The organism is Candidatus Methylomirabilota bacterium, from assembly GCA_035936835.1.
Classification (GTDB): Bacteria; Methylomirabilota; Methylomirabilia; order Rokubacteriales; family CSP1-6; genus AR37.
This window is the reverse complement of record DASYVT010000092.1, coordinates 16,354-38,877: the sequence shown is the minus strand read 5'-3', so window position 1 is coordinate 38,877 and position 22,524 is coordinate 16,354. Positions and strand designations below refer to the sequence as shown.

Below are 22,524 nucleotides of genomic sequence, written 5' to 3'. Positions count from 1 at the left end.
CTTGCGCCGACCGGCATGTTGAAAGTCGGCCCATGATCATGGAGATCGTGGACCTGGCGAGCGTCAGTCGATCTTCGACTCGTCCTTGTACATGACCTTGTGGCGGGTGGTCTTGACCCACTCGTCGATCTGGGCGTCGGTCATGGAGTGCTCCGGGTTGAAGCGGTCCCAGCTCATGATCTGGTCGAGGCGTTTCTTCCAGCGCTTGTAGGAGGGCTTGAGCGGCGGGCCGAAGCACATGACGTCGATGACGGCGAGCTCGTCGGGCACGCCCAGGAGCGGCTTGATCCGGCTCTGGATGTCCTCCTGCCCGATGGCCGTGATCCACCACACGGCGTAGCCCAGCGCCGCGGCGGCCAGGTGGGCGGACATCGTCGAGGCCGCCACCGACTGAAGCAGGATGCGCTCGGCGTTCTGCTTGTAGAGGCGGTCGAGCTCCGAGCCGTCGTTCAGCACCGGAAACGCCTTGATGAAGCGGAAGTCGGCCACGATGACGATGAGACCGGGCGCGGTCTTCACGCCGTTGTAGTTCGGCGTGGGGAAGCCCATGCGGAGCTTGGCCCGGTGCTGCTGCTCGTCCACGAAGCACTGGCCGATCGTCTGCTTGACGTCGGCATCCGTCACGACGATGTAGTGCCACGGCTGGGCGTTGGCGCCAGAGGGCGCATGCCGCGCGGCCTCCAGGATCATCTCGAAGTGCTCGCGCGGGATGTCCCAGGGCGCGAAGGCGCGGTTGGTCATCCGGTTGCGCGCCACGTCCATCAGCGCCTCGTAGCGCGCCACGTTGTTGAACTGCGCCGTCGCGGTATCCGCCGGCATGGAGCTCCCTCCTAGGAGGCGCCGAGCCCGGGCCCGGGCGCGTTGACCAGCACGCCCATGTTGCCGTACGGGTGCTTGTTCTCGAGCATGAGCTGGTGGCAAAGGGCGATGTCGTCGAAGACGTAGGTCTGCGAGAGACACGGATCCACCTTGCCCTCCGCAACGAGCCTGGTGACGGCCGCGGCCTGCTGGTCGTTCGAGAGATGGCTGCCCTGGAAGCGCTTCTGCCGCATCCAGTGATAGCGCAGGTCGAGCGTGACGTTGTAACCGGTGGTGCCGGCGCAGATCACGATCATGCCGCCCGTGGCGCAGACGAATTCGGAAGTCGGCAGCGTCGCCTCGCCCGGATGCTCGAAGACGATGCGCGGGCTCACCTTCTCCCCGAGCGCGTCCCAGATGGCCTTGCCGAAGGCGCGCGCGCCCTTGGCCCACGTGCCGTAGGCCTTGGCGTCCTTCGTGTCGGGCATGGGCCCCCAGTGGTCGAACTGCGTCCGGTTGATGACGCCGGCGGCGCCGTGCTCAGCGCAGAACTTGCGCTTCGCTTCGTCGGAGACGACGGCGACGGCCCGCCCGCCCTGGGCCCGCGTGATCTCGAGCGCCATGCTGCCGAGCCCGCCCGTCGCTCCCCAGACCAGCACCACGTCGCCGCGCTCCACGGTGTGAGGCTCCCAGCCCATGAGCATCCGGTACGCCGTCGAGGCGCAGAGGAGGAAGCAGCCCGCGGCTTCCCAGCTGAGGCGTTTCGGCTTCGGGACGCATTGATGCGCCTGGGCGCGCGCGAACTGGCAGTAGCTGCCGTAGTTGGTCTGGTAGCCCCAGATGCGCGTGCTCTCGGCCAGCATCGGGTCCTTGCCGGACAGCACCCACGGGTCGTCGGGACGCCACCAGCCGCTGTGAACGATGACCTCGTCGCCGACCTTGACGCTCTTCACAGCTTTACCCACGGCCCAGACGATGCCCGAGCAGTCGCTGCCGCCCGCGTGGAAGTCCTCGGGCTCGCCCAGCTTCTGTCGCTCGGCAATGACGTCGAGCGGCTGGCCGAGGGCGGCCCAGACGTTGTTGAAGTTGATGCCGGAGGCCATCACGTAGATCAGCACCTCGTCGGGGCCGATCGTGGGCGTGGGAATGACCTCGCGCTTCCAGGCCTCCCGCGGCTGGCCGAAGCGGTTCTGCCGGACGAGGTACGCGTGCATCCGCGCCGGCACTAGGCCGAGCGGCGGCTTGACGCCCAGGTCGAAAAGATCAGCCATGAAGGCCTCCGGTTGGGCTTACTTGCCTTGGAAATCGGCGCGCTTGCGCTCTGCCGCGGCCCGCATGCCTGCCTTGCGGTCCTCGGACAGCAGGGGGCCGACGGCCCGCTCGGCTTCCCAGAGAAGCCAGGCCTCGCGCTCGCGCCAGTAGGTTCCGTCAATGGACTGCTTGGCCGCCTGCACCGCCAGCGGCCCGTTGGCCGCGATCTCCGCGGCCAGCTCCGCCGCCCGCGTCCCGATCTCCCCGGCCGGGTAGACGTGGTTCACGAAGCCGATCCTGAGCGCCTCGGCCGCGTCGAAGCGCCGGGCGGAGTAGATCAGCTCCTTGGCCATGCCGACGCCGATCGTGCGCGGCAGCCGCTGGGTGCCGCCCATGTCGGGGATGATGCCGAGCTGGACTTCAGGGATGGAGAACAGCGTGCCCTCGGCGGCGATCCGGATGTCGCAGCAGAGCGCAAGCTCCATGCCCGCGCCCATGCAGACGCGCTCTATGGCGGCGATCACGGGCACGCGGACGCGCTCGAGGCGCGTGAAGCACTCCTGGAGGTGCTCGATGTGTGCGCGGATCTGCTGCATGGCGACGGCCGGCGGCGCCTCGTAGACCGCGCCGAGCGTCGAGCCCGCCTTGACGTCGAGCCCCGCGCAGAAAGCCCCGCCCGCGCCCTGGAGGATGACGGCGCGCACGCCCGCCGCCCCGTCGACCGCTTCGGCCGCGTCGCGTATGCCCTCCCAGACCTCGATGTCGAGCGCGTTCAGCCGCTCCGGCTTGTTCAGCGTGATGGTGGCGACGGGCGCCTTGATCTCAACCTGCACCTTGCTCGTCATCGCGCGCGCCTAACCGTTGAACTGCTTGACCAGCGCGGGAAGCCGCGGGTCACCGACGTTGGGCTGGTAGGGCTGGTAGAGAGACGTGCGGTCGAGCAGTCCCTTGTAGCGCTCCATGATCTTGTCGTGGAGGTTGTCGTAGGTCGCCGTCACCGCATAGGTGTCCAGCATTTCGTCGGTGATGAGCTCGGCCATGCCCTTCCAGTCCCCCTCGACGCTCTTCTTGTGTAGCTGCGCCGTCAGGCCGCCCCAGCCGTGGACATCGAGGACCGGCTGATAGGTGCGCGTAGACGCGTAGAAGGCGATCTGCTGCTTGACCATCTGGGCCTGTTCGTTCCGTTCGCTCGAATTGTCGCCAACGACGACGAAGGTGGCGGTCGCGTAGGTGAAGTCCTTCCGCGCGCGCCCGGACTTCTTCAGGCCCGCTTCAACCGTGGGGTGCACGACCTCCCGCAGATACTTGGGGCTGTTGAACGGATGCACGTGCATGCCGTCGCAGAACTCGCCTGCCACGCCGCACATGTAGGCGTTGACCGCGGCGATCATGATCGGGATTTTCGGGTGCTCGATGGGGCCCGGGTTGAAGAAGGGCGTCATCACGTCGAAGGTGTAGAACTGGCCCTTGAAAGCTAACTTCGTGCCGTTCTGCCAGCAGTCCCAGATGGCCCGGATGGCGCGGACGGCCTCGGCCATCTTGGGCCCGGGGGATTCGAACTTGACGGAGAAGCGCCGCTCGTTGTGCGCTTTGACCTGGCTGCCGAGCCCAAGCATGAAGCGGCCGCCCGAGGCCTTCTGGAGGTCCCAGGCGATCATGGCCGTGATCATGGGACTGCGCGAGAAGACTGTGGCGATGTTGGTGCCGAGCGTGATCGTGGAGGTGACGGTGGCGGCGACGGCCAGCGGCAGGAAGGGGTCGTGCTGGGTCTCCGCCGACCAGAGGCAGTCGTAGCCCATGGCTTCGACCTTGCGGGCGTAGTCGGGGAGGGTCTTGAGGTCGTGGGTGAGCATGCCGATGTCGAGCTTCACGGTGGGTCTCCTTGTCTCGGCGCTGGGCTGCGGTGCCCCCGAAGCATACGCGAGCGCTTCGTGTGCTTCAACCCTTCTCGACCCCTCTCCCCTCTGGGGAGAGGGTAGGGTGAGGGGCCTACTTCTGCTCGGCGAGGAAGATTTCGCGGAGCTTCGTTTTTTGGACTTTGTCGCCGTGGGGGCCTGGGGTGCGGGGGACGTCGGCGACGATGCGGACGTGGCGGGGGATTTTGTAGGAGGCGATCTTGCCCTTGCAGTGGGCGATGATGTCGGCTTCGGTCAGGAGCTCGCCGGGCTTGGGGATGATGTAGGCGACGGCGGCTTCGTTGAGCTTCGGGTCGGGCACGCCGATCACGAAGGCCTGTGACACCGTCGGGTGCGTCATGATGAACGCCTCGATCTCCGCCGGCGCCACCATGAAGTGGCTGATTCGCAGCACCTCGCGCAGGCGCCCCTTGAAGACGGTGCGCCCCTCGGCGTCGCGCACCGCGAGGTCGCCTGACTTGAACCAGCCGTCGGCGGTGAAGGCCTTGGCTGTCTCCTCGGGCTTTTTGTAGTAGCCGCGCGTGACGAGCCGACCGCGGAACCAGAGCTCGCCCTCGCGGTCAACGGGCATGTCATCGCCCGTCTCGGGATCCACGACGCGCACCTCGAGCCCGTCGGCGGGCCAGACGCCGGGCAGCGCGCGGGATACGTCGCTCTCGTCGAGGTCGTGGAGCATGGAGAGCGCGTTCAGCTCCGTCATGCCGTAGGGCTCGTAGGCCTGCGGCACCCCGAGTGTGCGAACGATGTCCTCGAAGAGCCCGTCGCGCCCGCCGCCCGTCATGCCGAAGCCGCCCGTGCGGAGCGTCGAGTGCTTGCGGCGCGCCAGGTCCGGGTGGTCCAGCACTGCGATAGCCATGGCGTCGACGGCGTTCCAGATCGTGATGCCCTCGCGCTCGATGAGGTGGAGCACGACGCCCGCGTCGAAGCTCTCCATGACCACGAGGCAGGCGCCGTGGGAGAAGGTCGAGAGGGGGATGCAGAGACCGCCCCAGGTGCCCGTCATCGGGAGCGCGTGGAGCACGCGGTCGCCTTCCGTAACGCGGAGCGCCTCGCCCGCGTACCAGCCGTGAGGCACCGCGTTCCGGTGGCTGATGACCGCGCCCTTCGGGAACGATGTCGTGCCCGAGGTGTAGAGAATGGTCCACGGGTCGTCCGGTGTCACGTTCGCGCGCGTCCGCTCGAGTGCGGCCTGCCACTCGGGCTCGTCACCTGCCTCGACGACGTCGCTGAGGCGCAGACAGCCTGGGTAGGGATCCTCAGCGTCAACGATCACGCGCGTGAGCTTCGGGAATTCGGGCAGCGCGAGCTCGCCCGGCTCGCCGTTGCGCAGGCCCGGCAGCACTTCGTTCAGCGTCTCGAGGAAATCTACCGGCCCGAGGTGATCAGCCAGGATCAGCGTCGTCGCATCCGACTGGCCGAGGATGTACGCGAGCTCGTGCGCCTTGTACCGCGTGTTGAGCGCGACCGCGACGGCCCCGATCATCGCGCAGGCCTGCTGGACGGCGAGCCAGGCCGGGCGGTTGGGCAGCCACAGGGCGACCTTGTCGTCCTTCGCGATGCCGAGCGCGAGTAGCCCGCGCGCGACGCGCTCGCTCTCGCGCAGAAAGTCCTTGTACGTGATGCGCCGGTCTGCCGCGACGATGGCCTCGCGGTCTGGGAAACGGGCGGCGACGCGCGCCAGCATCTGGCCCGCCGTCGCGTCGAGAAAGGGATTGGGGCCTGCCTTCGGCCGCATGGGCCTCATGCTAGCACTCCGGCTCGCCATACGGGCTCGACGTCAGATGATTCCGTTGGCCTTCAGCTTCTCGATCTCGTGGTCGGAGAGGCCCAGCTCGTGAGCAAAGACCTCGCGGTTGTGGGCGCCCAGCGCCGGGCCCGCCCAGCGGATGGAGCCCGGCGTCTCGGACAGGCGCGGCGTGGGCGCGCTCATGGTGACTGTGCCGAGCTCCGGGTCGGGCAGCTCCACGAAGGTGCGCCGCGCCTTGAAGTGCGGGTCTTCCATGATGTCGGCGATGTCGTAGACGGGCGCCGCGGTCAGGCCCTCGGTCTCGAAGAGCCGGACGATTTCTTCGCGCGAGCGCCTGCCGATGGCCTCGGCGATCGCCTGGTCGACGGCTTCGCCGTTGGCGATGCGCGCGTCGTTGGTGGCGAAGCGCGGGTCCGCCAGGAGGTGCCCGATGCCGAGCGCCTTGAACATGGCGTCCGCCGAGGCGGGAGTCGAGGCGGAGAGCGCGACCCATTTCCCTTCCCGCGTCTTGTACGTGCCGCGCGGGCTCGCGTTGTGGGAGCGGTTGCCGATGCGCTCGCGGACGATTCCATGCGCGCGGTACTCGAGCGCGTTCGGGCCGAGGATGGCCAGCAGCGGCTCGTAGAGCGGCACGTCGATCATCTGCCCGCGTCCCGAGACGCGGTCGCGGTGGCGGAGCGCCGCGAGCACCGCGACGGCGCCCGCCTGCGCGGCGACCATGTCGGCCATGGGGAAGGAGGGCAGGGTGGGCGACTCCGCGGGGCCCGTCGTCGCGGCGAAGCCCGACATGGCCTCGACCATGGTGCCGAAGCCCGGCCGGTCGCGGTAGGGGCCGTCCTGTCCCCAGCCGGAGACGCGCACCATGACGAGGCGCGGGTTCTCCTTCGAGAGCGCGTCCCAGCCGAGCCCCCACTTCTCGAACGTGCCGGGGACGTAGTTCTCGATCAAGACGTCGGCGGTTGTGACGAGGCGGCGGAGGAGGGCCTGGCCTTCGGGCTTGGTCAGGTTGAGCGTGATCGCGCGCTTCCCGCGCGCGTAGACCTTCCACCACAGCTCGCCGAGCGACTTGGACCAGGTGCGCAGCGGGTCGCCGCCCTTGGGGTTCTCGACCTTGATGACGTCCGCGCCGAGGTCGGCCAGCATCGTGGCCAGCACACCGCCGGCGATGAGGCGCGAGCAGTCCACGACGCGCAGATCGCCTAGCGCCCCACCGCGATCGCTCATGAGCCGGAAGCGGCCTTCCGGGCCTCCTCCTTCATGTGTTTCTCCATCGCCTGGACGAGCAGGCCAAGCGCCTCCTTCTCAATGCGCCCGGTAACGGTGACGCGCGGGTAGGCGACGGCCGTGGCGCGAAAGAGGCCGCCCTCCTCCTGGACCAGGTCCACTTCGATGCGCACCGCCTAGCCTCCCGTCATCGGCCGCTCGGCCAGGAAGAGAAAGCGCGAGAGGCTGAAGAAATAGCGCCCGTGGAGATCCTGCCCTCGGACATCGTCCGCCCAGGCCTGCGCCACGTCCTCGGGAATGCCCGATGTGCGGCTCACGAAGCGCGCGACCACGTCGATCAGACTGCCGCTATAGGTCGTGTCGTCCGAGTGGAGGTTGACCATCGGCACCACGGAGAGGCTCTTGAACGCGAAGCCGGCCTGGCCCAGGAGCCGCGGCAGCAGCGCGGGCAGGTGCGGGTGGACGAACTGCGCCTCCCACGCCCGCAGCACGCGTGCGTGCCGGTCGCCGTCATCCGCTTGCCAGACGCATGAGTCCCAGTCGCTGTCCATCACGATGAGGCGCCCACCCGGTCTCAGCACGCGGTACGCCTCGCTGAGAGCCCGCGGCAGGTCGGCGACGTGCTCGTAGACCTGGACCGCGGTCACGAAGTCGAAGTTCTGCGCGGGGAAGTGGAGCTCCACCGCGTCGCCGACGGCGAACTCCGTGCGCCCGGCCAGCGCCGAGCGGCGCGCGCGCTCGCCCGACATGGTGACCATGTCGGGGCTGGTGTCGATGCCGGCCATCCGGCCCGTTGGGCCGATGTCGCGCGCCAGCTCGCAGGCCAGGAGGCCGGGGCCGCAGCCGATGTCGAGCCCGTGCTCGCCGCGCGTGGGCACCACCTTGGCCCGGATGCGGGCGCGCTGCTCCACCACATCGGCCGTGGAATAGGTCCGCTCGAGCAGGGGAGCGCTGAAAGTCGTCACGCGGGCACGCTAACAGCCGGGCCGGGCCCAGTCAAGGCTACCCGGCGTTGCTACCCGGCGTTGCTACCCGGCGTTGCTTGACTTGACGCGAGGGCGAACCTAGGCTGTGGCGATGAGATCGAAAGCGCTGGCGGCGGCCGTGTGCCTGGTGCTGATCTGCGCGGGTCCCGTGTGCGCCCAGACGCCTGATACCGTGCTCCTCGATGAATTGACCTGGACGGAACTCCGTGACCTGATCGGGGCCAAGAGCACGACGATCATCGTGCCCGTCGGCGGCACGGAGCAGAACGGCCCCCACATGACGCTCGGCAAGCACAACGCGCGGGTGAAGGTTCTGTCGGAGAAGATCGCGCGCGCGCTCGGCAGCACGCTCGTGGCGCCGGTCATCGGGTATGTCCCGGAGGGAGGCCTCAGCCCTGCCACGGGACACATGCGGTTCCCCGGCACGGTGACCATTCCGGACGAGACCTTCCGGAAGGTCCTCGAGTACGCGGCGCGGAGCTTCAAGGCCCACGGCTTCCGTGACATCGTCTTCCTTGGCGACCACGGAGGCACCCAGGCGGACCAGAAGACAGTCGCCGGCCGGCTGAATCGAGAGTGGGCCGCGACCTCCGTCCGGGTCCACTCGATCGAGGAATACTACCGGGCGGCCGACGTGGAGTTTCCGCGCCTGCTCAGGGCGCGCGGCTACCGGGAGGATGAGGTGGGCAGCCACGCCGGGCTCGCCGATACATCCTTGATGCTGGCCGTCGATCCGCGCATGGTGCGCTCGGATCGCCTGCGGCCGGCTCCCGGGCCGCAGGAGGCGAGCGGGGTGTCGGGCGATCCCACCCGGGCCAACGCCGAATTGGGCCAGCTCGGCGTCGAGATGATCGTGACCAGGACGGCAGACGCTGTCAGGAAGTCGATCGCCCGTCGCTGACGTGGCACAACCTCATTCCCGGGAGGCTTCCGTGCGGATTGCGAATCGCGCTCGACGTCGTGCCGTCGCGCGTGCGGGTCTCACACTCGGACTGGCGGTAGCGGTAGGTCTTTCGGTTTTTCCCGCCGCCGCTCAGCAGGGCACCCGTCCCATCGAGACGATTCCCGGCATGCCCCCGGTGGCCGATCGCAAGAACCTCTACAGCGAGACGCGGCCGGAGAAGCTGAGCGCCGCCGTCTCGAACGCGCTGCCGCGAGTCTATGTCCCGAATCTCAAATCCAATGACGTCTACGTGATCGATCCGGCGACGCTCAAGGTGGTCGACCGGTTCCGGGTGGGCATCAACCCGCAGCACATCGTGCCGTCGTATGACCTCAAGACGCTCTGGGTCACCAACAACGCCGAAGGGCGCACCGACGGGAGCCTGACGCCGATCGACCCGGCGACCGGCAAGCCGGGCAAGTCGATCGCCGTCGACGACCCCTACAACATGTACTTCTCGCCCGACGGGCGCTCGGCCATCGTGGTCGCGGAGGCGCTCAAGCGGCTCGACTTCCGCGATCCCCATACCATGGCCCTGCAGGCCTCGCTCCCGGTGCCGCAGTGCGGCGGGATCAACCACGCGGATTTCTCCATCGACGGCCACTTCGTCATCTTCACCTGCGAGTTCCAGGGCAGCCTGGCGAAGATCGACCTGGTCGGGCGCAAGGTCTTCGGCTATCTCAAGCTCTCGAGGGGCGGCATGCCGCAGGACATCCGCGTGTCCCCGGACGGGAAGACCTTCTATGTAGCCGACATGAAGGCGGACGGCGTCTTTGTGGTAGACGGCGACAGTTTCAAGGAGATCGGCTTCATCCCGACCGGAATCGGCACGCATGGGCTGTACCCCAGCCGCGACGGCACGAAGCTTTACGTCGCCAACCGCGGCTCGAACCATATCCGCGGCAAGCCGCACGGGAAGGGGAGCGTGTCCGTCGTCGACTTCGCCACCCGGAACATCGTGGCCACGTGGTCCATACCCGGCGGGGGAAGCCCGGACATGGGCAATGTGAGCGCGGACGGAAAGGTCTTGTGGCTCTCAGGCCGGTACGACGATGTCGTCTACGCGATCGACACCACGTCGGGCGAAGTGCGGAAGATTGCCGTCGGCAAGGAGCCCCACGGCCTGACGGTCTGGCCCCAGCCGGGTCGCTACTCGCTCGGCCATACCGGGAACATGCGGTAGCGGGAAGCCCCGCACTGCTGAGGCGCCTCAGTCGACTGCCAGCCGATAGCCGACACCCGGTTCTGTCAGGAAATAACGGGGACGGGCCGGCTCGGCCTCGAGCTTGTGACGAAGGTGGGCCATGTAGATGCGCACGTAGTGGGCCTGGTCGGTGTGCGTCGGTCCCCACACTTCGCGGAGGAGCTGCTGGTGTGTGACGACCTTTCCCGCGTGGCGGATAAGGGTCGTGAGGAGCTTGTATTCGGTCGGTGTCAGGCGCACCTCCGCGGCGCCAACGGCCACGTGCCGACGGAGCAGATCCACGTGCAGCTCGCCGACTCGGAACGCCGCCTCGTCGGCCTCGTGGGAGGCCCCGGCGGCGTGCCGAAGGGACACCCGGATGCGCGCCAGAAGCTCACTGGCACCGAAGGGCTTGCTGACGTAGTCATCGGCGCCCGCGTCCAGCGCCGTGACCTTGTCCCGCTCCTGGCCCCGCGCCGACAGGACGATGATCGGCACGGCGGTCCACTCGCGCAGCCGGCGGATGACTTCGATGCCGTCCATGTCCGGCAATCCCAGGTCGATGATGACGACATCCGGCTGGCGTGAGCCCACTTCGATGATGCCGTCGGTGCCCGTCGGCGCCTCGAAGAGGCGGTAGCCCTGTCCCGTCAGCGTGGCCCTGAGGAAGCGGCGGATCTGCGGCTCGTCCTCGACAAGGACGACGACTGGATCAGGCATCGGGGGGGAGCGAGGCCGGCGGCGCATCGGTGAGAGGCAGGGTGAAGAGAAATGCGACGCCGCCTTCGGGGAGATTGTGCGCCCAGATGCGTCCGTCGTGCGCGGTGACGACGCCGCGGCAGATCGCCAGGCCGAGCCCGGCGCCTCGCCGGCCGTCCGACGCCGCGCGGTAGAATTTCTCGAACACGCGCGCCTCGTGCCCCTTCGGAAGCCCTGGGCCGTGATCCGCGACCTCCACGGTGACGCTCTGGTCGGTCGCGCTCACGAGGATGCGGATCGCGCTATCCGGCGGCGTGTATTTGATGGAGTTCTCGAGAAGGTTGACGAAGACTTGTTCGATGAGCACGTCGTCGATCGCTACGAGCGGCAGGTCCGGCGGGATGTTCACCGTGACCCTTCGGGTGCCGAGACTCTTCGCCAGCCGTCCAAGCGCCGCGCCGACCACCTCCTCGAGCGGGTGCCAGTCGCGGCGAAGCTGGAGGGCGCCCGACTCGAGCCGCGTCATCTCCAGCAGGTTCTGGACGAGCCGGTTCAGTCGGTCGGCCTCGTCCCGGACCGACTCGAGCAGCTCCTGCTGGGTCCGGTGGTCCAGGTGTGCTCCGCTCTCCAGAATCGTCGTGGCGGCGCCCGTAATGGTGGCGAGCGGCGTCCGGAGGTCATGCGACACGGAGCTGAGCAAGGAGCTTCGCAGCCGCTCGTTCTCGATCCGCACCCGCGCGTCCTCGGCCTCCTCGACGAGAAGCGCGCGCTCGATGGCAAGCGCGGTCTGGTTGGCGAAGGTCTCGAGCTGGTGGAGCTGCTCCGGAGTTTCGAACGCGTGCTGGTCGGCGGGCTGGACTCCGAGCGCGCCCACGGCTCCCCGCGAGGCGACCAGGGGCAGGTAGAGCGCCGATGCGCCCGGCAGCGTCCCCGTGCCGAGTCCGGCCGACTGGCGGTGATCGACGACCCAGCGCGCGACAGCCAGCTCGTTGGTGTCCAGGTCGAACTGATTGGGGGACTCGCCCCGCCGGACCAGACATCCTGTGTTGTCCGGCAACAGGGCGACGATCCGGCCGTGAAAGACGTCTCCCATGTGGCGGAGCGCGATGTTCAGGAGCGCGTCGACGCCCGGCGTGCCGGCCAGCTCCCGGCTCATGGCGTAGAGCGCCGCCGTCCGCTGCTCGCGGTGGCGCGCGGACGACGCCTGCGCCCGGATTCGGACAGTCAGGCCGCTGATCACGAGGCCGAGGGCCAGCATGACCGCGAACGTGAAGAGGTACCGGACATCGGCGACGGCGAACGTGTAGTAGGGCGGCACGAAGAAGAAATCGAACGCGGCGACGCTGAGGACAGACGCCAGGAGTGACGGGCCGCGGCCGCGGCGCATGGCGACGGCGACAATCCCGAGGAGATACGCCATGATGACGTTGGACAGCTCGGAGAGCGGGAACATCAGCCAGGCCACGCCGGTCGCGGCCCCAACGACGGCGGTGGCGCCGCCGTAGGCCCGCCAGCCCGTCGGGATGGCCCGCCGGCGGGCGGGCGCGGCCGGCGCGGCGTCGTCGGACTCGCCGGTGATGACGTAGACATCGATGCCGCCGCTGCCCTCGACGAGCGCATCGACGATGGAGCCGATGAGGATCCTCTTCCACAGAGAGCGGGTCGGCTTGCCCACGATGATCTTAGTGACGTTGCGGGTGTGCGCGAAGGCGAGGATCTCCTCGCTCATCCGTTCTCCGCTGAGCGTGATGGTCTCCGCGCCGAGCCGCTCAGCCAGCCGCAGCATCTGCACCACGCGATCCCGGGCCTCCGGCGGGAGGTGGAGCTGGGCGGGCGTCTCGACATAGGCGACGATCCATTGCGCGCCGTGCCGCTCGGCGATCCGCTTCGCGGCCCGGACCAGCCGGGCCGACGACGGGCTCGGGCCGACGCACACGAGCAGGCGCTCGACGGCGGGCCACACCGACTCGATGGCATGCTCGCGCATGTAGACGCGCATCTGCGCGTCCACCCGCTCCGCCGTGCAGCGGAGCGCAAGCTCGCGAAGGGCGATCAGGTTGCCTTTCCGGAAGAAGTGCCGGATCGCGTCCTCCGCCTGGGCGGGCACGTAGACCTTGCCCTCCTTGAAGCGCTGCAGGAGGTCGTCGGGCGGTAGGTCGATCAGCTCGACCTCGTCGGCCTGCTCGAAGACCGAGTCCGGCACCGTCTCCCGCACGGGCACGCCGGTGATCCTGGCGACGACGTCGTTGAGGCTCTCGACGTGCTGGACGTTGACGGTGCTGTAGACGTTGATGCCGGCACCGAGCAGCTCGAGCACGTCCTGCCATCGCTTGACGTGGCGTGAGCCTGCTGCGTTGGTATGCGCCAGCTCGTCGACCAGGATCAGGGTGGGACGGCGCGCCAGGGCCGTGTCCAGGTCCAGCTCGCGCAGCGTCGAGCCCCGGTAGTCGACGAGGCGCGGCGGGAGGATCTCGAGGCCCTCGAGAAGCGCCTCGGTCTCGGAGCGCCCATGGGCCTCGATGTAGCCTGCGACGATATCGACGCCGCTGGCGCGCTGCGCGCGCGCGGCCTCGAGCATGGCGTAGGTCTTCCCGACGCCGGCGGCTGCGCCGAAGAAGAGCTTCAGGCGGCCCCGGGAGGCCCGCGTCTCCTCCTCGAGCGCGCGCGCGAGCAAGGCATCGGGATCGGGTCGCCGCTCAGCCAACTTAGCTCTCCTCCGGACTCTCGGATCAAGTGTAGCCTAGTCAGATGCTGGCGGGCACGCGGTTCCGGTCCTCAAAAGAACGCGTAGTGCGCGGCGAGCGTGATCGTGTCCTGCGCCCGGGAGGTGGGCGTCGTGCCGAAGTGCTGGAGGCTGAAGGACCCACGGCTCGCCTGGTCGTGGCGGTACTCGAGCCTGCCGACGAGCCCCCGCCAGATCTTGACCGCGAGAATCGGCGTGATCGAGTAGTAGTCAACATTGTGCCCGGGCGCGGTGATGCCGTTCCGCACGCCCTGCGGATCGGCGAAGTATTCGAGACGGAGCACGGTACGGAGGGCCCGGGTCCAGTCGTAGGCGGCATATCCCGCGGCGCCGCTCCAGGACGACGCGTTGTGCTTGCGCGTGCCGAGCAGGACCAGGACCGGGTCATTCTGCTCCCCCGCGAAGTCGAAGTTGACGGCGAGCGTCAGCTTGTCGATGCCTGTGTAGAGGACGGTCGTGTCCACGATCCAGCGCTGGTTGACGTGCCCGGTCATCTGCGCGCGAAGCTGCTCGGGGCCGACGTGGAAGGCGGTCGTGATCGAGAATTTGTCGGACGGCGTGAAGGCGACCTGCCCGATGGCCTTGAGGTAGCCGTTGGGATTGTCGGAGTTGTCCCACCCGTTGGTGAAGCCGAGGGTCGCGGAGAGCCACGTGGCGAAGGGATAGGTGACCAGAAGGCCCGTGTGGGTGTACGGGGTGCCGAGGGTGTAGAGGAAATCGCGGGAGAAGTTGAGGTTCTTCGGATTCTCGTAGACCTCGTAGCCGATCGGGGTCCCCCATTTTCCCGCCTTGACGGTCAGCCCCCGGCCGAGCGGCAGCAGCACCGAGCCGTAGGCCTCCACCAGATCGTACTTGGCCGTGTTTCGGTAGTACGGCGCCCCGTCGTCGAGATCCCGGAAGATGCCCAGCGAGTGGTTCTTCTGGGAGTCCATGCCCGCCGTCGCGACGACCCCGAAGCCCCACGGATAGCGCTCGGACGGGTCCTTCTTGAAGGACAGCTCGAGCGCGTTCCACGAGTAGTCGGTGTCGTGGTCGTAGAAGCGCAGGTCGTTGACATTGTGAGGGCTCGCGCGCCCGAGATTCACCACATAGCTGTTCTCGACGTAGCCGTAGAGGAACATCTCCTCGAGGAGGGTCTTAGGCTGGCCCTCCGGTGCGGCCTGCCTGCCGCGGAGCTCGGCGAGCGAGGTCTGGGCCGACGTGGGACCCGCCAGCGCAGCGACCAATGCCGTCGCGCAGAGACCGAATCCGAGCAGGCGCTTCATCGAGGTGCCCGCGCTCGATCCCGCGGCTACTTGGCGTCCAGCGCCAGGTTGAGCTCAAGCACGTTGACCCGCGCCTCGCCGAGGAAGCCGAGCACGCGCCCCTCCCTATGGCGTTCGACCATCTGCCGCCCGTTCAGCGTCGAGCTCTGCCGTTTGCCGCCCCGCACGATGAGGGAGCCGTTCGCCTGGTGGGGGAAGACGACCTGGGCGATGACGGTCACCAGGACAGGGTACGCCACATCCGTCACCGCCGTGAGGAGCAGCAGCGACACTAAGGCCGGTCTGACGTGGCCGAGCATTCCGCCGTCTCCCTCTCGCCGGTATCGATCCCGCCGAGGCCGGTCAGGTAGAGTCGGAGCGGTCCAGGCTCTGGGTCGCGCATGACATACCGCGCCGCCGAGCGTGAATGAAGCACGCGCACGGTGACGCGGTCCGCGGCACAGTCGCAGCAGTCGGCCTGATCGAGCGCGGCCCGGTTCGCGCGTACCCAGGCGGCCATCGTGCCGAAGATGGCCCCGACCACGACGGACTCCATGACCGTGTGCCACGGCCGGGCCTGGAGCGCAGTCTCGGCTGCCCCGGACAGCCCCAACGCGAGCGTGGCCAGGAGGTAAAGCCGTCCCCAGCGAGGGGCCAGAGTCTTTCCGGACGACGTCCGGGTGGCGCACATGGCCTAGGCCAGTCTCAGCGCGACGCGCCGAAGAACGCGAGCACCAGCCCGAGGTAGAGCAAGTCCATGGTTCAGTCCTCCTGGCCGAAGCGTGGCACGCCCATGGCTCACGGCGGTGCAAAAAGGCGGGCTCAGCCTGTTAAAGGGCCGTAAAAATATCCTCGATCGAGTCCGGGCGAGACCGATCTGCGCTAGAGTCCCGGTGACATATGCGACTTGACGGTGTGAAACGGCTGCTGGTCGGCGTGCCGATGCCACTGTCCCAGGCGCGGCACGAGCGGCTGGGCAGGGCGGTGGCGCTGGCGGTGTTCGCCTCCGACCCGCTGTCGTCGGTGGCGTACGCGACCGAAGAGATTCTCCTGGTGCTGATCCTGGCCGGCAGCGCAGCCCTCAGCTACTCGCTGCCGATCGCGCTCGGCATTGCCCTCCTGCTGGCGATCGTCGTCGTCTCGTACCGCCAGACGGTCCACGCCTACCCTCAGGGAGGCGGCGCTTACCTGGTCGCCAAGGACAACCTCGGCCGGTCTCCCGCGTTGACGGCCGCGGCGGCCCTGCTGATCGATTACGTCCTGACGGTGTCCGTGTCGGTCGCGGCCGGCATCGACGCGGTGACGTCGGCGCTCCCCGCGCTCCATCCGTATCGAATCGCCCTGTGCGTCGCGGCGATCGTCATGATCGCACTGGCGAACCTGCGAGGAGTCCGCGAATCCGGCCGGCTGTTCGCCGCGCCGACCTATTTCTTCGTCGTCAGCATTCTCGGCATGGTCGGCTACGGTCTCATCGCCGCGGCGTTCGGCTGGCTGCCCGAGGCGCGCTACGAGCCTCATCCCCCCGGGCTCGAGGGCATCGGACTGTTCCTGGTACTGAGGGCCTATTCCGCCGGCTGCACGGCGCTGACGGGCGTCGAGGCCGTCTCCAACGGCGTGCAGGCCCTGAAGGCGCCCGAGGGGCGCAACGCTCAGATCGTCCTGACCTGGCTCGGCATCGTCTCGATCGCCATGTTCCTCGGGATCACGTACCTCGCCTTCGACTTCGGGATCATTCTGGGAGGTGATGAGACGGTCGTCTCGAAGATCGCCCGGCGCGTGTTTGGGACCGGGCCCCCGTACTACGCGGTCCAGGTTGCGACCATGCTCATCCTGCTCCTGGCGGCCAACACGTCATACGCCGATTTCCCGCGCCTCTCGTCGATCCTCGCGCGCGATCGTTTCATGCCGAGACAGCTCGCCAGCCAGGGCGACCGGCTCGTGTTCTCGAACGGCATCATGATCCTGAGCGGCTTCGCCATCGCCCTGCTCGTGATCTTCGGGGGCGATACCCACGCGCTCCTACCGCTCTACGCAATCGGCGTGTTCATCTCCTTCACGCTCTCCCAGAGCGGCATGGTGCGCCGCTGGCTGCGGCTCCGGGAGAAGGGGTGGCGCTGGCGGATGTGCGTCAACGGCGTTGGAGCCGTCGTGACCGGCATCGTCCTCCTGACCCTGGCGGTGACGAAGTTCAAGGAGGGCGCCTGGATCGTGGTCGTGGTCGTCCCGCTGCTGGTCCTCGTGTTCGTGGTGATGCATCGCCACTACGAAGGAGTGGCCGATGAGCTGTCGCTCGAAGGTCTCGAGGGCCCGCCGAAGTTCCAGCACACGGTGCTGGTGCTCGTCGGCGACGTCCATCGCGGCGTCGTACGGGCTGTACAGTACGCGAGGACCCTCGCGGCGCCGGACGCCGCTGTGCGGGCCGTCTACGTGGAGACAGACCCGGCACGCACGCTGAGAGTCGAGGAGAGATGGGCCGCCTGGGGACTGGGCGTGCCCCTCGTGGTCCTGACGTCGCCCTATCGGTCGATCCTGCGCCCATTGCTGGAGTACATCGACCAGATTCAATCGCGCGGCGACGATCAGATCGTGACGATAGTCCTGCCGGAGTTCCTTCCTCGGAGGTGGTGGCAGCACGCGCTGCACAACCAGACGGCCCTGCTGGTCAAGGGCGCGCTCCTGTTTCACAAGAACATTGTCGTTGCCGACGTGCCGTACCTGTTGAAACGCTGATCAGGAAACGATCTTCTTCTCCCGCAGCGCCTTGATGTCCTCGGCGGTCAGCCCAAGCTCGTGCAGGACGGCTTCGGTGTGCTCGCCGGCGTGCGGCGCCGCGGTGCGCACGGTGCCGGGCGTCGCCGACAGCTTGATGGGGATGCCGAACTCCTTGATGGTGCCGAGGGTCGGGTGCTTGACCTCGACGACCATGTCGCGGGCCTGCACCTGCGGGTCGGCGACCATCTCCTCGGGGTCGTAGACCTTGCCCACGCAGACGTCGGCCTTGACGAGGAGCTCGTACCACTCGTCGCGGTTCTTCGTGCGAATGATGGCCTCGATCTCTTCGCGCGCCTTGACCTCCTCCGCGTTGGCCGCGCGGACGAACTGGTCGTGCTTGCGCGCGAAGCGCACGAAGTCGGGGCGGCCTATCGCCTTGCAGAAGTTCTCCCACAGCCAGGGCTCGGTGCAGCCGATGGTGAGGAGCTTGCCGTCCTTGGTCTCGTAGATCGCGTAGTAGGGATACGAGCCGCCGAGGAAGCCCTCGCCGCGCTTGGGCGCCAGGCCGTCGCTGAAGAAGAAGCGCATGTTCGGCGTGGCGGCCAGGAGCGCGACCGACGTGTCGAGATAGGAGACGTCCACGTGCTGGCCCTTGCCTGTGCGCTCGCGGGCGAAGAGGGCGTACATGACGCCGAGCGCGCCGTGCATGCTCGCGCCCGCGTAGTCGGCGACGAGGTTGAGCGGGATCGCGGGCTTGCGGTCGGGCTCGCCGATCAGCGCGAGGATGCCGGCCAGCGAGAGGTAGTTCATGTCGTGCGCCGGGTAGTCGCGGTAGGGGCCGTTCTGGCCGAAACCCGAGAGGGAGCAGTAGACGATGCGCGGGTTGATCGCGCGGATCGCCTCGTAGTCGGCGCCGAGCCGCTTCATCACGCCCGGGCGGAATCCCTCGATGACCACGTCAGCACCCGCCGCGAGCTTCTTGAAGAGCGCCTGACCCTCGGGCGCCTTCATGTTGAGCGCCAGCGAGCGCTTATTGCGGTTGACGTAGACGAAGGCCGAGCGCCGCTGCCAGTCGGGGTCCTCCTGCGTCTCGGACGGCGTCTCGATCTTGAGGACGTCGGCGCCCATGTCCGCGAACATCATGCCGGGCAGCTCGGCCGGCGGCACGCGGGCGAGTTCCAGGATCTTGATGCCGTCGAGGACTCCCATCGGTCTCTCCTTGCCTACCTGTAGGCGTCGGGCGCCTTGACGGCGGACGCCCAGAACACCGGGTCGTGGCTCGGGAAGATGCGGCCGCCCATGAGCCGGGCGACCGTCTTGAGCCGCTTGATCGAATGCATAGCCCGCGTCGGATCCCACACGACTCCGGGCGGAATCTCCTTGTCGATCGATTCCTGCCAGTAGCAGCAGTCGCCCGCTAGGATCACCGGGCCCGTCTCCGGCAGCTCGACCAGCAGGGACTGGTGCCCCGGCGTGTGGCCGTCGCTCCGCAGCGCCGTCACGCCGGGCACGATCTCCGCGTCGCCGTCGAGCAGCCGCCAGCGATAGCCGGGCAGGTCGAAGTTCTTCTTGTAGTAGAAGCCCGCGAAGAAGCCCGCGGGGTAGTTCGCGTACGCGTACTCGTCCTGCTGGACGGCCAGCTCCGAGTTCTGGAAGAGGAAGGCGCCGCCGGCGTGGTCGTAGTGCAGGTGCGAGAGCACGACCAGGTCCACGTCCTTGGGCTCGAGCCCGATTGAATCCAGACGGTGGACGAGGAGGTCGGCCTCCGTGAAGCCCGCCATGGGATCGGTGCGCAGGAGCCCCGGCACGGCGCGGGGGGAGACGCCCGTGTCGAAGAGGATCGTCGTGTCCCCCGTGCGGACGAGATAGCAGGAGACGGGGATGCGGACCTTCTCGGCCGATCGCTCGCCGAAGAAGAGGCCGGTCTTCTCGAACCCCAGGAAGCCGTTCTGGAGCGCGTACAGCCCCTTGACGGCCATCTACCCGGCGGTCTTGCGCGCCGCCCGGGCGCGCGCGGGCTTGCGGAGGGGCGTGAGCTGCTGCGGGTCGTAGACCCAGATCTTGTGCGAGGCGGCGAGCCCCATCGTGACCGTCCGCCCGTCGAGCAGCACGGAGATGGTGCCGGCGTAGGGCGCCACCTCGGACACGGTCAGCCGGCTGCCCGGCCGGACGCCGCTCTCCCACAGGAAGTTGAGCAGCTGGCGGTCGGCCTCGGCCTCCTCGGTGATGCGCTCCACCACGAGCGCCTGGCCCTTCGTCGCCTGCGAGAGCGGGATCGGGTTGTGCGCCTCGGGCTGGGGCATGCCCGGGATGGGGTTGCCGTGCGGGCAGGTCGAGGGCATGCCGAGCATCTCGGCCAGGCGCTCCTCGACGACAGGGGAGAGCGCGTGCTCGAGCCGGTGCGCCTCGTCGTGGGCGCGCGACCAGTCGAGCCCGAGGACATCGGTCAGCCAGCGCTCGAGCAGGCGGTGGCGCCGCGCCATGATGCGCGCCATGTCGAGACCCTTGGAGGTGAGGCGGATCTCCTTCTTGCTCGCGACCTTGACGTAGCCTTCGCGCTGCATGCGCCGGAGCGCCTCGGTGATGGAGGGCGCCGAGAGGTGCATGTGCCGCGCGAGTCGCGCGCCGATCACCGGCTTGTCGCTGCCGGCCAGATCGTAGATGGCGCCCAGGTAGTCCTGGATGGCGTGGGTGGTTTCCACGCCTTGAGGATACCCCCGGGGCTCTCGCGCGAGCAAGTCCGTGCTATTCTTCCGCCAGCCGTTAGACGCACAGGGAGGCCACGATGGACTTCGCGCTCACCGAGCAGCAGGAGCTGATCCGCAAGGAGGTCGCCGCGCTGGCGCGGAACTTCTCGCTGGACTACTGGCTCGAGAAGGACCGGAAGCACGAGTACCCGGACGAGTTCGTGAAGGCCTTCGCGGACAACGGCTGGCTCGGCCTCATGATCCCCGAGGTTTACGGAGGCGCCGGGCTCGGCGTCACCGAGGCCGCCATCATGCTCCACGAGATCTGCGCGTCGGGCGCCGGCACCTCCGGCGCCTCGCCCATTCACTTCTACTGCTTTCCGCCCGAGCCGGTGGTGCGCTACGGCACGGAGGAGCTGAAGCGCCGCGAGCTGCCGAAGATCGTGACGGGCGAGACCATCATGTCCTTCGGCGTCACCGAGCCGAACTCGGGCACCGACACCTCCCGCATCCAGACGCGCGCCGAGAAGAAGGGCGATCGCTGGATCGTCAACGGCCGCAAGGTCTGGACCACCAACGCCCAGCACGCCAACCGCATCCTGCTCCTCACCCGCACCAGCGACCGCGACCCCGCCAAGCCGCTGAAGGGCATGACGCTGTTCTTCACCGAGTTCAATCGCAAGGCGATCACGGTTCGCGAGATCGAAAAGCTCGGGCGGGCGGCCGTGGACTCCAACGAGATCTTCATCGACAACATGGAAGTGCCCGAGGTCGATGTCGTCGGAACGGTGGGCGACGGCTTCTACCACTTGATCGACTCGCTCAATCCGGAGCGCATCGTGGTCGGCATCGAGGCCGTCGGCATCGGGCGGGCGGCCCTCGAGCGCGCCGTCCAGTACGCCAAGGAGCGCATCGTCTTCGACCGGCCCATCGGCAAGAACCAGGCGATCGCCCATCCGCTGGCCCTGGCGATGGCCCAGCTCGACGCCGCCGAGCTGATGTGCCTCAAGGCCGCGTGGCTCTTCGACACGGGCCGGCCCTGCGGCCGCGAGGCCAATGCGGCCAAGCTGCTCGCGGCTGAGGCGGGCTTCCAGGCCTGCGACGCCGCGCTCCAGACCTTCGGCGGCTACGGCTACGCCAAGGAGTTCTACGTCGAGCGCCTGTGGCGCGAGATCCGCCTCTACAAGATCGCGCCCATCTCTCAGGAGATGGCGCTGAACTATCTCAGCGAGCACGTCCTGGGCCTGCCCCGCTCGTACTGATGCCCTTCACGCTCAGCACCCTCGACTACGCCTACGACGCCCCCGACGGCGGCACCATCGGCAAGGTGCTGGCCGGCCTCGACGGGAAGCGTAACCTCGTCGCGACGTTGGCACGTGAGGAGGCGACGTATCTCCAGGCCACCGGCAGCGCCGCGACGGGCTTCACGCTCGTCTACCAGGACGGCTCACTCGAGCATCGCTACCGGAGCGCCGAGACGGCGCTGCCGCTCGCGCGGGTGACCCAGGCCTTTCACCAGTATTATCGCGGCGAGCCGGGCTGGCGCGAAGGCCTGCGCTGGGACGAGGATCGGGAGCGGCTCGAGGTCACGACCTGGTACGAGAGCTGGTGGATCTACCTCGCGGCACTGCTCGTGATCACCGGTTTCTTTGTCTGGTGGCGGGGTTGGTGGTAGTTCGCAGTATCCGAGATATAGGGGTTGCCATTACAGACAGACCAATGTATCGTTATCGACGATAGCCTGTTCCTGGGCTCGCCGCCGTTTTGGATGTATAGGGGGGTGGCCCTTTGGTCCGACTTCCCGCTGATCGGGGCCTGCAGTTGCGAAGCGCCGTCCAGCGGGCCTATTCCGCAGCCGCGGCACGGCCCGAGGAAAAGCACGCCTTCCCCGTTGGACGAGTCCTAGCCGAGCGACTCGGATACCCATCCGAACTTCTGGACAGCTTGCCGGCCATGGCGGTCGAGGCCTTTGCCGGGGTCTCCAACGTGGCCGTCTTCGCCTCTCTCCCGCCCGGCGCCCGGGTACTTGACCTCGGCTGTGGGGCAGGCCTCGACAGCCTGATTGCGGCGCGGCGGGTGGGACCGACCGGCCGGGTGATCGGGATCGACTTCAGCGACTCCATGCTGACCAGGGCGGGACAGGCCGCGGCCGCACTCGGGATCAACGTGACCTTTTGTCGCGGAGATGCGGAGCACCTCCCGCTGGAGCCCGGGTCGATTGACGTGGCGCTCGTCAACGGCATCTTCAACCTGAACCCGGCCCGCACCCAGATCTTTCGGGAGCTCGCGAGGGTGGTGCGGCCTGGTGGCGTCGTCTATGCTGCAGAGCTCATCGCGCAGGAGGCCGTGACCACATCGGGCACGTTCACCGAAGCCGAGTGGTTTGCCTGA

General features: G+C 68.0%; 22 protein-coding genes. 6 read left to right on the top strand and 16 right to left on the bottom strand.

The window, feature by feature from the left end; genetic code table 11:
* Positions 1-63 precede the first annotated feature (63 nt).
* The 8 genes from VGV06_07780 to VGV06_07745 all read right to left on the bottom strand — a co-directional run bounded on the left by VGV06_07780 (position 64) and on the right by VGV06_07745 (position 7,901).
* Positions 64-819: a nitroreductase family protein gene (locus VGV06_07780; GenBank protein ID HEV2055057.1), complete on the bottom strand. Its 756-nt coding sequence runs from the start codon at positions 817-819 to the stop codon at positions 64-66.
* 11 nt (positions 820-830) lie between these two features.
* Positions 831-2,069, bottom strand: coding sequence for a crotonyl-CoA carboxylase/reductase (gene ccrA / locus VGV06_07775; protein HEV2055056.1), 1,239 nt, complete (start codon positions 2,067-2,069; stop codon positions 831-833).
* Between the two features lie 18 nt (positions 2,070-2,087).
* The gene (locus VGV06_07770; protein ID HEV2055055.1) at positions 2,088-2,894 is read right to left on the bottom strand and encodes an enoyl-CoA hydratase/isomerase family protein; all 807 of its coding nucleotides are present in this window, start codon (positions 2,892-2,894) and stop codon (positions 2,088-2,090) included.
* Between the two features lie 9 nt (positions 2,895-2,903).
* Positions 2,904-3,920 (bottom strand): TIGR03617 family F420-dependent LLM class oxidoreductase, encoded by a 1,017-nt coding sequence (locus VGV06_07765; GenBank protein ID HEV2055054.1) that lies wholly within the window; start codon positions 3,918-3,920, stop codon positions 2,904-2,906.
* Between the two features lie 118 nt (positions 3,921-4,038).
* Positions 4,039-5,700 (bottom strand): AMP-binding protein, encoded by a 1,662-nt coding sequence (locus VGV06_07760; GenBank protein ID HEV2055053.1) that lies wholly within the window; start codon positions 5,698-5,700, stop codon positions 4,039-4,041.
* Between the two features lie 42 nt (positions 5,701-5,742).
* Entirely contained in the window at positions 5,743-6,936 is a 1,194-nt protein-coding gene (locus VGV06_07755; protein HEV2055052.1) for a CoA transferase, read from the bottom strand.
* The gene (locus VGV06_07750) at positions 6,933-7,109 is read right to left on the bottom strand and encodes a hypothetical protein (GenBank protein HEV2055051.1); all 177 of its coding nucleotides are present in this window, start codon (positions 7,107-7,109) and stop codon (positions 6,933-6,935) included. The genes VGV06_07755 and VGV06_07750 overlap by 4 nt, the downstream gene beginning before the upstream one ends.
* A gap of 3 nt (positions 7,110-7,112) precedes the next feature.
* Positions 7,113-7,901 (bottom strand): methyltransferase domain-containing protein, encoded by a 789-nt coding sequence (locus VGV06_07745; protein HEV2055050.1) that lies wholly within the window; start codon positions 7,899-7,901, stop codon positions 7,113-7,115.
* Between the two features lie 112 nt (positions 7,902-8,013).
* Between VGV06_07745 and VGV06_07740 the strand changes: the two genes are divergently transcribed.
* Both VGV06_07740 and VGV06_07735 read left to right on the top strand, forming a co-directional pair.
* On the top strand, positions 8,014-8,823 hold the full coding sequence (locus VGV06_07740) for a creatininase family protein (protein ID HEV2055049.1): 810 nt from the start codon (positions 8,014-8,016) through the stop codon (positions 8,821-8,823).
* A gap of 169 nt (positions 8,824-8,992) precedes the next feature.
* Positions 8,993-10,048 (top strand): YncE family protein, encoded by a 1,056-nt coding sequence (locus VGV06_07735; GenBank protein HEV2055048.1) that lies wholly within the window; start codon positions 8,993-8,995, stop codon positions 10,046-10,048.
* A 27-nt stretch (positions 10,049-10,075) separates the two neighbouring features.
* Here the strand turns inward: VGV06_07735 and VGV06_07730 are convergent, their stop codons facing one another.
* From VGV06_07730 to VGV06_07710, 5 genes are all read right to left on the bottom strand, one after another.
* Positions 10,076-10,768 carry a response regulator gene (locus VGV06_07730; GenBank protein ID HEV2055047.1) on the bottom strand — a complete coding sequence of 231 codons (693 nt, stop codon included), beginning with the start codon at positions 10,766-10,768 and terminating at the stop codon, positions 10,076-10,078.
* On the bottom strand, positions 10,761-13,451 hold the full coding sequence (locus VGV06_07725) for a sensor histidine kinase KdpD (GenBank protein HEV2055046.1): 2,691 nt from the start codon (positions 13,449-13,451) through the stop codon (positions 10,761-10,763). Before VGV06_07725 ends, VGV06_07730 begins: the two co-directional genes overlap by 8 nt.
* 71 nt (positions 13,452-13,522) lie before the next feature.
* Positions 13,523-14,755, bottom strand: coding sequence for an outer membrane beta-barrel protein (locus tag VGV06_07720; protein ID HEV2055045.1), 1,233 nt, complete (start codon positions 14,753-14,755; stop codon positions 13,523-13,525).
* 26 nt (positions 14,756-14,781) lie between these two features.
* Positions 14,782-15,054: a potassium-transporting ATPase subunit C gene (locus VGV06_07715; GenBank protein ID HEV2055044.1), complete on the bottom strand. Its 273-nt coding sequence runs from the start codon at positions 15,052-15,054 to the stop codon at positions 14,782-14,784.
* The gene (locus VGV06_07710) at positions 15,027-15,425 is read right to left on the bottom strand and encodes a hypothetical protein (GenBank protein ID HEV2055043.1); all 399 of its coding nucleotides are present in this window, start codon (positions 15,423-15,425) and stop codon (positions 15,027-15,029) included. Before VGV06_07710 ends, VGV06_07715 begins: the two co-directional genes overlap by 28 nt.
* Before the next feature lie 224 nt (positions 15,426-15,649).
* Here VGV06_07710 and VGV06_07705 point away from each other — a divergent pair, with 224 nt between their 5' ends.
* Complete coding sequence (locus VGV06_07705; GenBank protein ID HEV2055042.1) at positions 15,650-17,464, top strand: APC family permease; 1,815 nt, start codon at positions 15,650-15,652, stop codon at positions 17,462-17,464.
* Here VGV06_07705 and VGV06_07700 read toward each other — a convergent pair whose 3' ends face one another.
* Genes VGV06_07700 through VGV06_07690 form a run of 3 tightly spaced genes read right to left on the bottom strand, consistent with a single transcriptional unit; the run spans position 17,465 to position 20,148 of the window.
* Positions 17,465-18,655: a CaiB/BaiF CoA-transferase family protein gene (locus VGV06_07700; protein HEV2055041.1), complete on the bottom strand. Its 1,191-nt coding sequence runs from the start codon at positions 18,653-18,655 to the stop codon at positions 17,465-17,467. It abuts the gene before it with no gap.
* Positions 18,656-18,669: 14 nt separating this feature from the next.
* Entirely contained in the window at positions 18,670-19,425 is a 756-nt protein-coding gene (locus VGV06_07695; GenBank protein HEV2055040.1) for an N-acyl homoserine lactonase family protein, read from the bottom strand.
* Complete coding sequence (locus tag VGV06_07690; GenBank protein HEV2055039.1) at positions 19,426-20,148, bottom strand: metal-dependent transcriptional regulator; 723 nt, start codon at positions 20,146-20,148, stop codon at positions 19,426-19,428.
* An 83-nt stretch (positions 20,149-20,231) separates the two neighbouring features.
* On the opposite strand from VGV06_07690, the gene VGV06_07685 reads away from it, so the two are divergent.
* From VGV06_07685 to VGV06_07675, 3 genes are all read left to right on the top strand, one after another.
* A complete protein-coding gene (locus VGV06_07685; GenBank protein ID HEV2055038.1) occupies positions 20,232-21,395 on the top strand; it encodes an acyl-CoA dehydrogenase family protein in 1,164 nt (387 codons plus the stop codon).
* Positions 21,395-21,808 carry a hypothetical protein gene (locus tag VGV06_07680; GenBank protein ID HEV2055037.1) on the top strand — a complete coding sequence of 138 codons (414 nt, stop codon included), beginning with the start codon at positions 21,395-21,397 and terminating at the stop codon, positions 21,806-21,808. The genes VGV06_07685 and VGV06_07680 overlap by 1 nt, the downstream gene beginning before the upstream one ends.
* 278 nt (positions 21,809-22,086) lie before the next feature.
* The gene (locus tag VGV06_07675) at positions 22,087-22,524 is read left to right on the top strand and encodes a methyltransferase domain-containing protein (protein ID HEV2055036.1); all 438 of its coding nucleotides are present in this window, start codon (positions 22,087-22,089) and stop codon (positions 22,522-22,524) included.

Excerpts from the sequence above, each read along its gene's own strand:
- VGV06_07700 (HEV2055041.1), bottom strand. The coding sequence starts at position 18,655 with ATGGGAGTCCTCGACGGCATCAAGATCCTGGAACTCGCCCGCGTGCCG.
- VGV06_07710 (HEV2055043.1), bottom strand. The coding sequence starts at position 15,425 with ATGTGCGCCACCCGGACGTCGTCCGGAAAGACTCTGGCCCCTCGCTGG.
- VGV06_07780 (HEV2055057.1), bottom strand. The coding sequence starts at position 819 with ATGCCGGCGGATACCGCGACGGCGCAGTTCAACAACGTGGCGCGCTAC.
- VGV06_07695 (HEV2055040.1), bottom strand. The coding sequence starts at position 19,425 with ATGGCCGTCAAGGGGCTGTACGCGCTCCAGAACGGCTTCCTGGGGTTC.
- VGV06_07720 (HEV2055045.1), bottom strand. The coding sequence starts at position 14,755 with ATGAAGCGCCTGCTCGGATTCGGTCTCTGCGCGACGGCATTGGTCGCT.
- VGV06_07760 (HEV2055053.1), bottom strand. The coding sequence starts at position 5,700 with ATGCGGCCGAAGGCAGGCCCCAATCCCTTTCTCGACGCGACGGCGGGC.
- VGV06_07680 (HEV2055037.1), top strand. The coding sequence starts at position 21,395 with ATGCCCTTCACGCTCAGCACCCTCGACTACGCCTACGACGCCCCCGAC.
- VGV06_07715 (HEV2055044.1), bottom strand. The coding sequence starts at position 15,054 with ATGCTCGGCCACGTCAGACCGGCCTTAGTGTCGCTGCTGCTCCTCACG.
- VGV06_07770 (HEV2055055.1), bottom strand. The coding sequence starts at position 2,894 with ATGACGAGCAAGGTGCAGGTTGAGATCAAGGCGCCCGTCGCCACCATC.
- VGV06_07730 (HEV2055047.1), bottom strand. The coding sequence starts at position 10,768 with ATGCCTGATCCAGTCGTCGTCCTTGTCGAGGACGAGCCGCAGATCCGC.
- VGV06_07740 (HEV2055049.1), top strand. The coding sequence starts at position 8,014 with ATGAGATCGAAAGCGCTGGCGGCGGCCGTGTGCCTGGTGCTGATCTGC.
- VGV06_07675 (HEV2055036.1), top strand. The coding sequence starts at position 22,087 with ATGGCGGTCGAGGCCTTTGCCGGGGTCTCCAACGTGGCCGTCTTCGCC.
- ccrA (HEV2055056.1), bottom strand. The coding sequence starts at position 2,069 with ATGGCTGATCTTTTCGACCTGGGCGTCAAGCCGCCGCTCGGCCTAGTG.
- VGV06_07755 (HEV2055052.1), bottom strand. The coding sequence starts at position 6,936 with ATGAGCGATCGCGGTGGGGCGCTAGGCGATCTGCGCGTCGTGGACTGC.
- VGV06_07685 (HEV2055038.1), top strand. The coding sequence starts at position 20,232 with ATGGACTTCGCGCTCACCGAGCAGCAGGAGCTGATCCGCAAGGAGGTC.
- VGV06_07735 (HEV2055048.1), top strand. The coding sequence starts at position 8,993 with ATGCCCCCGGTGGCCGATCGCAAGAACCTCTACAGCGAGACGCGGCCG.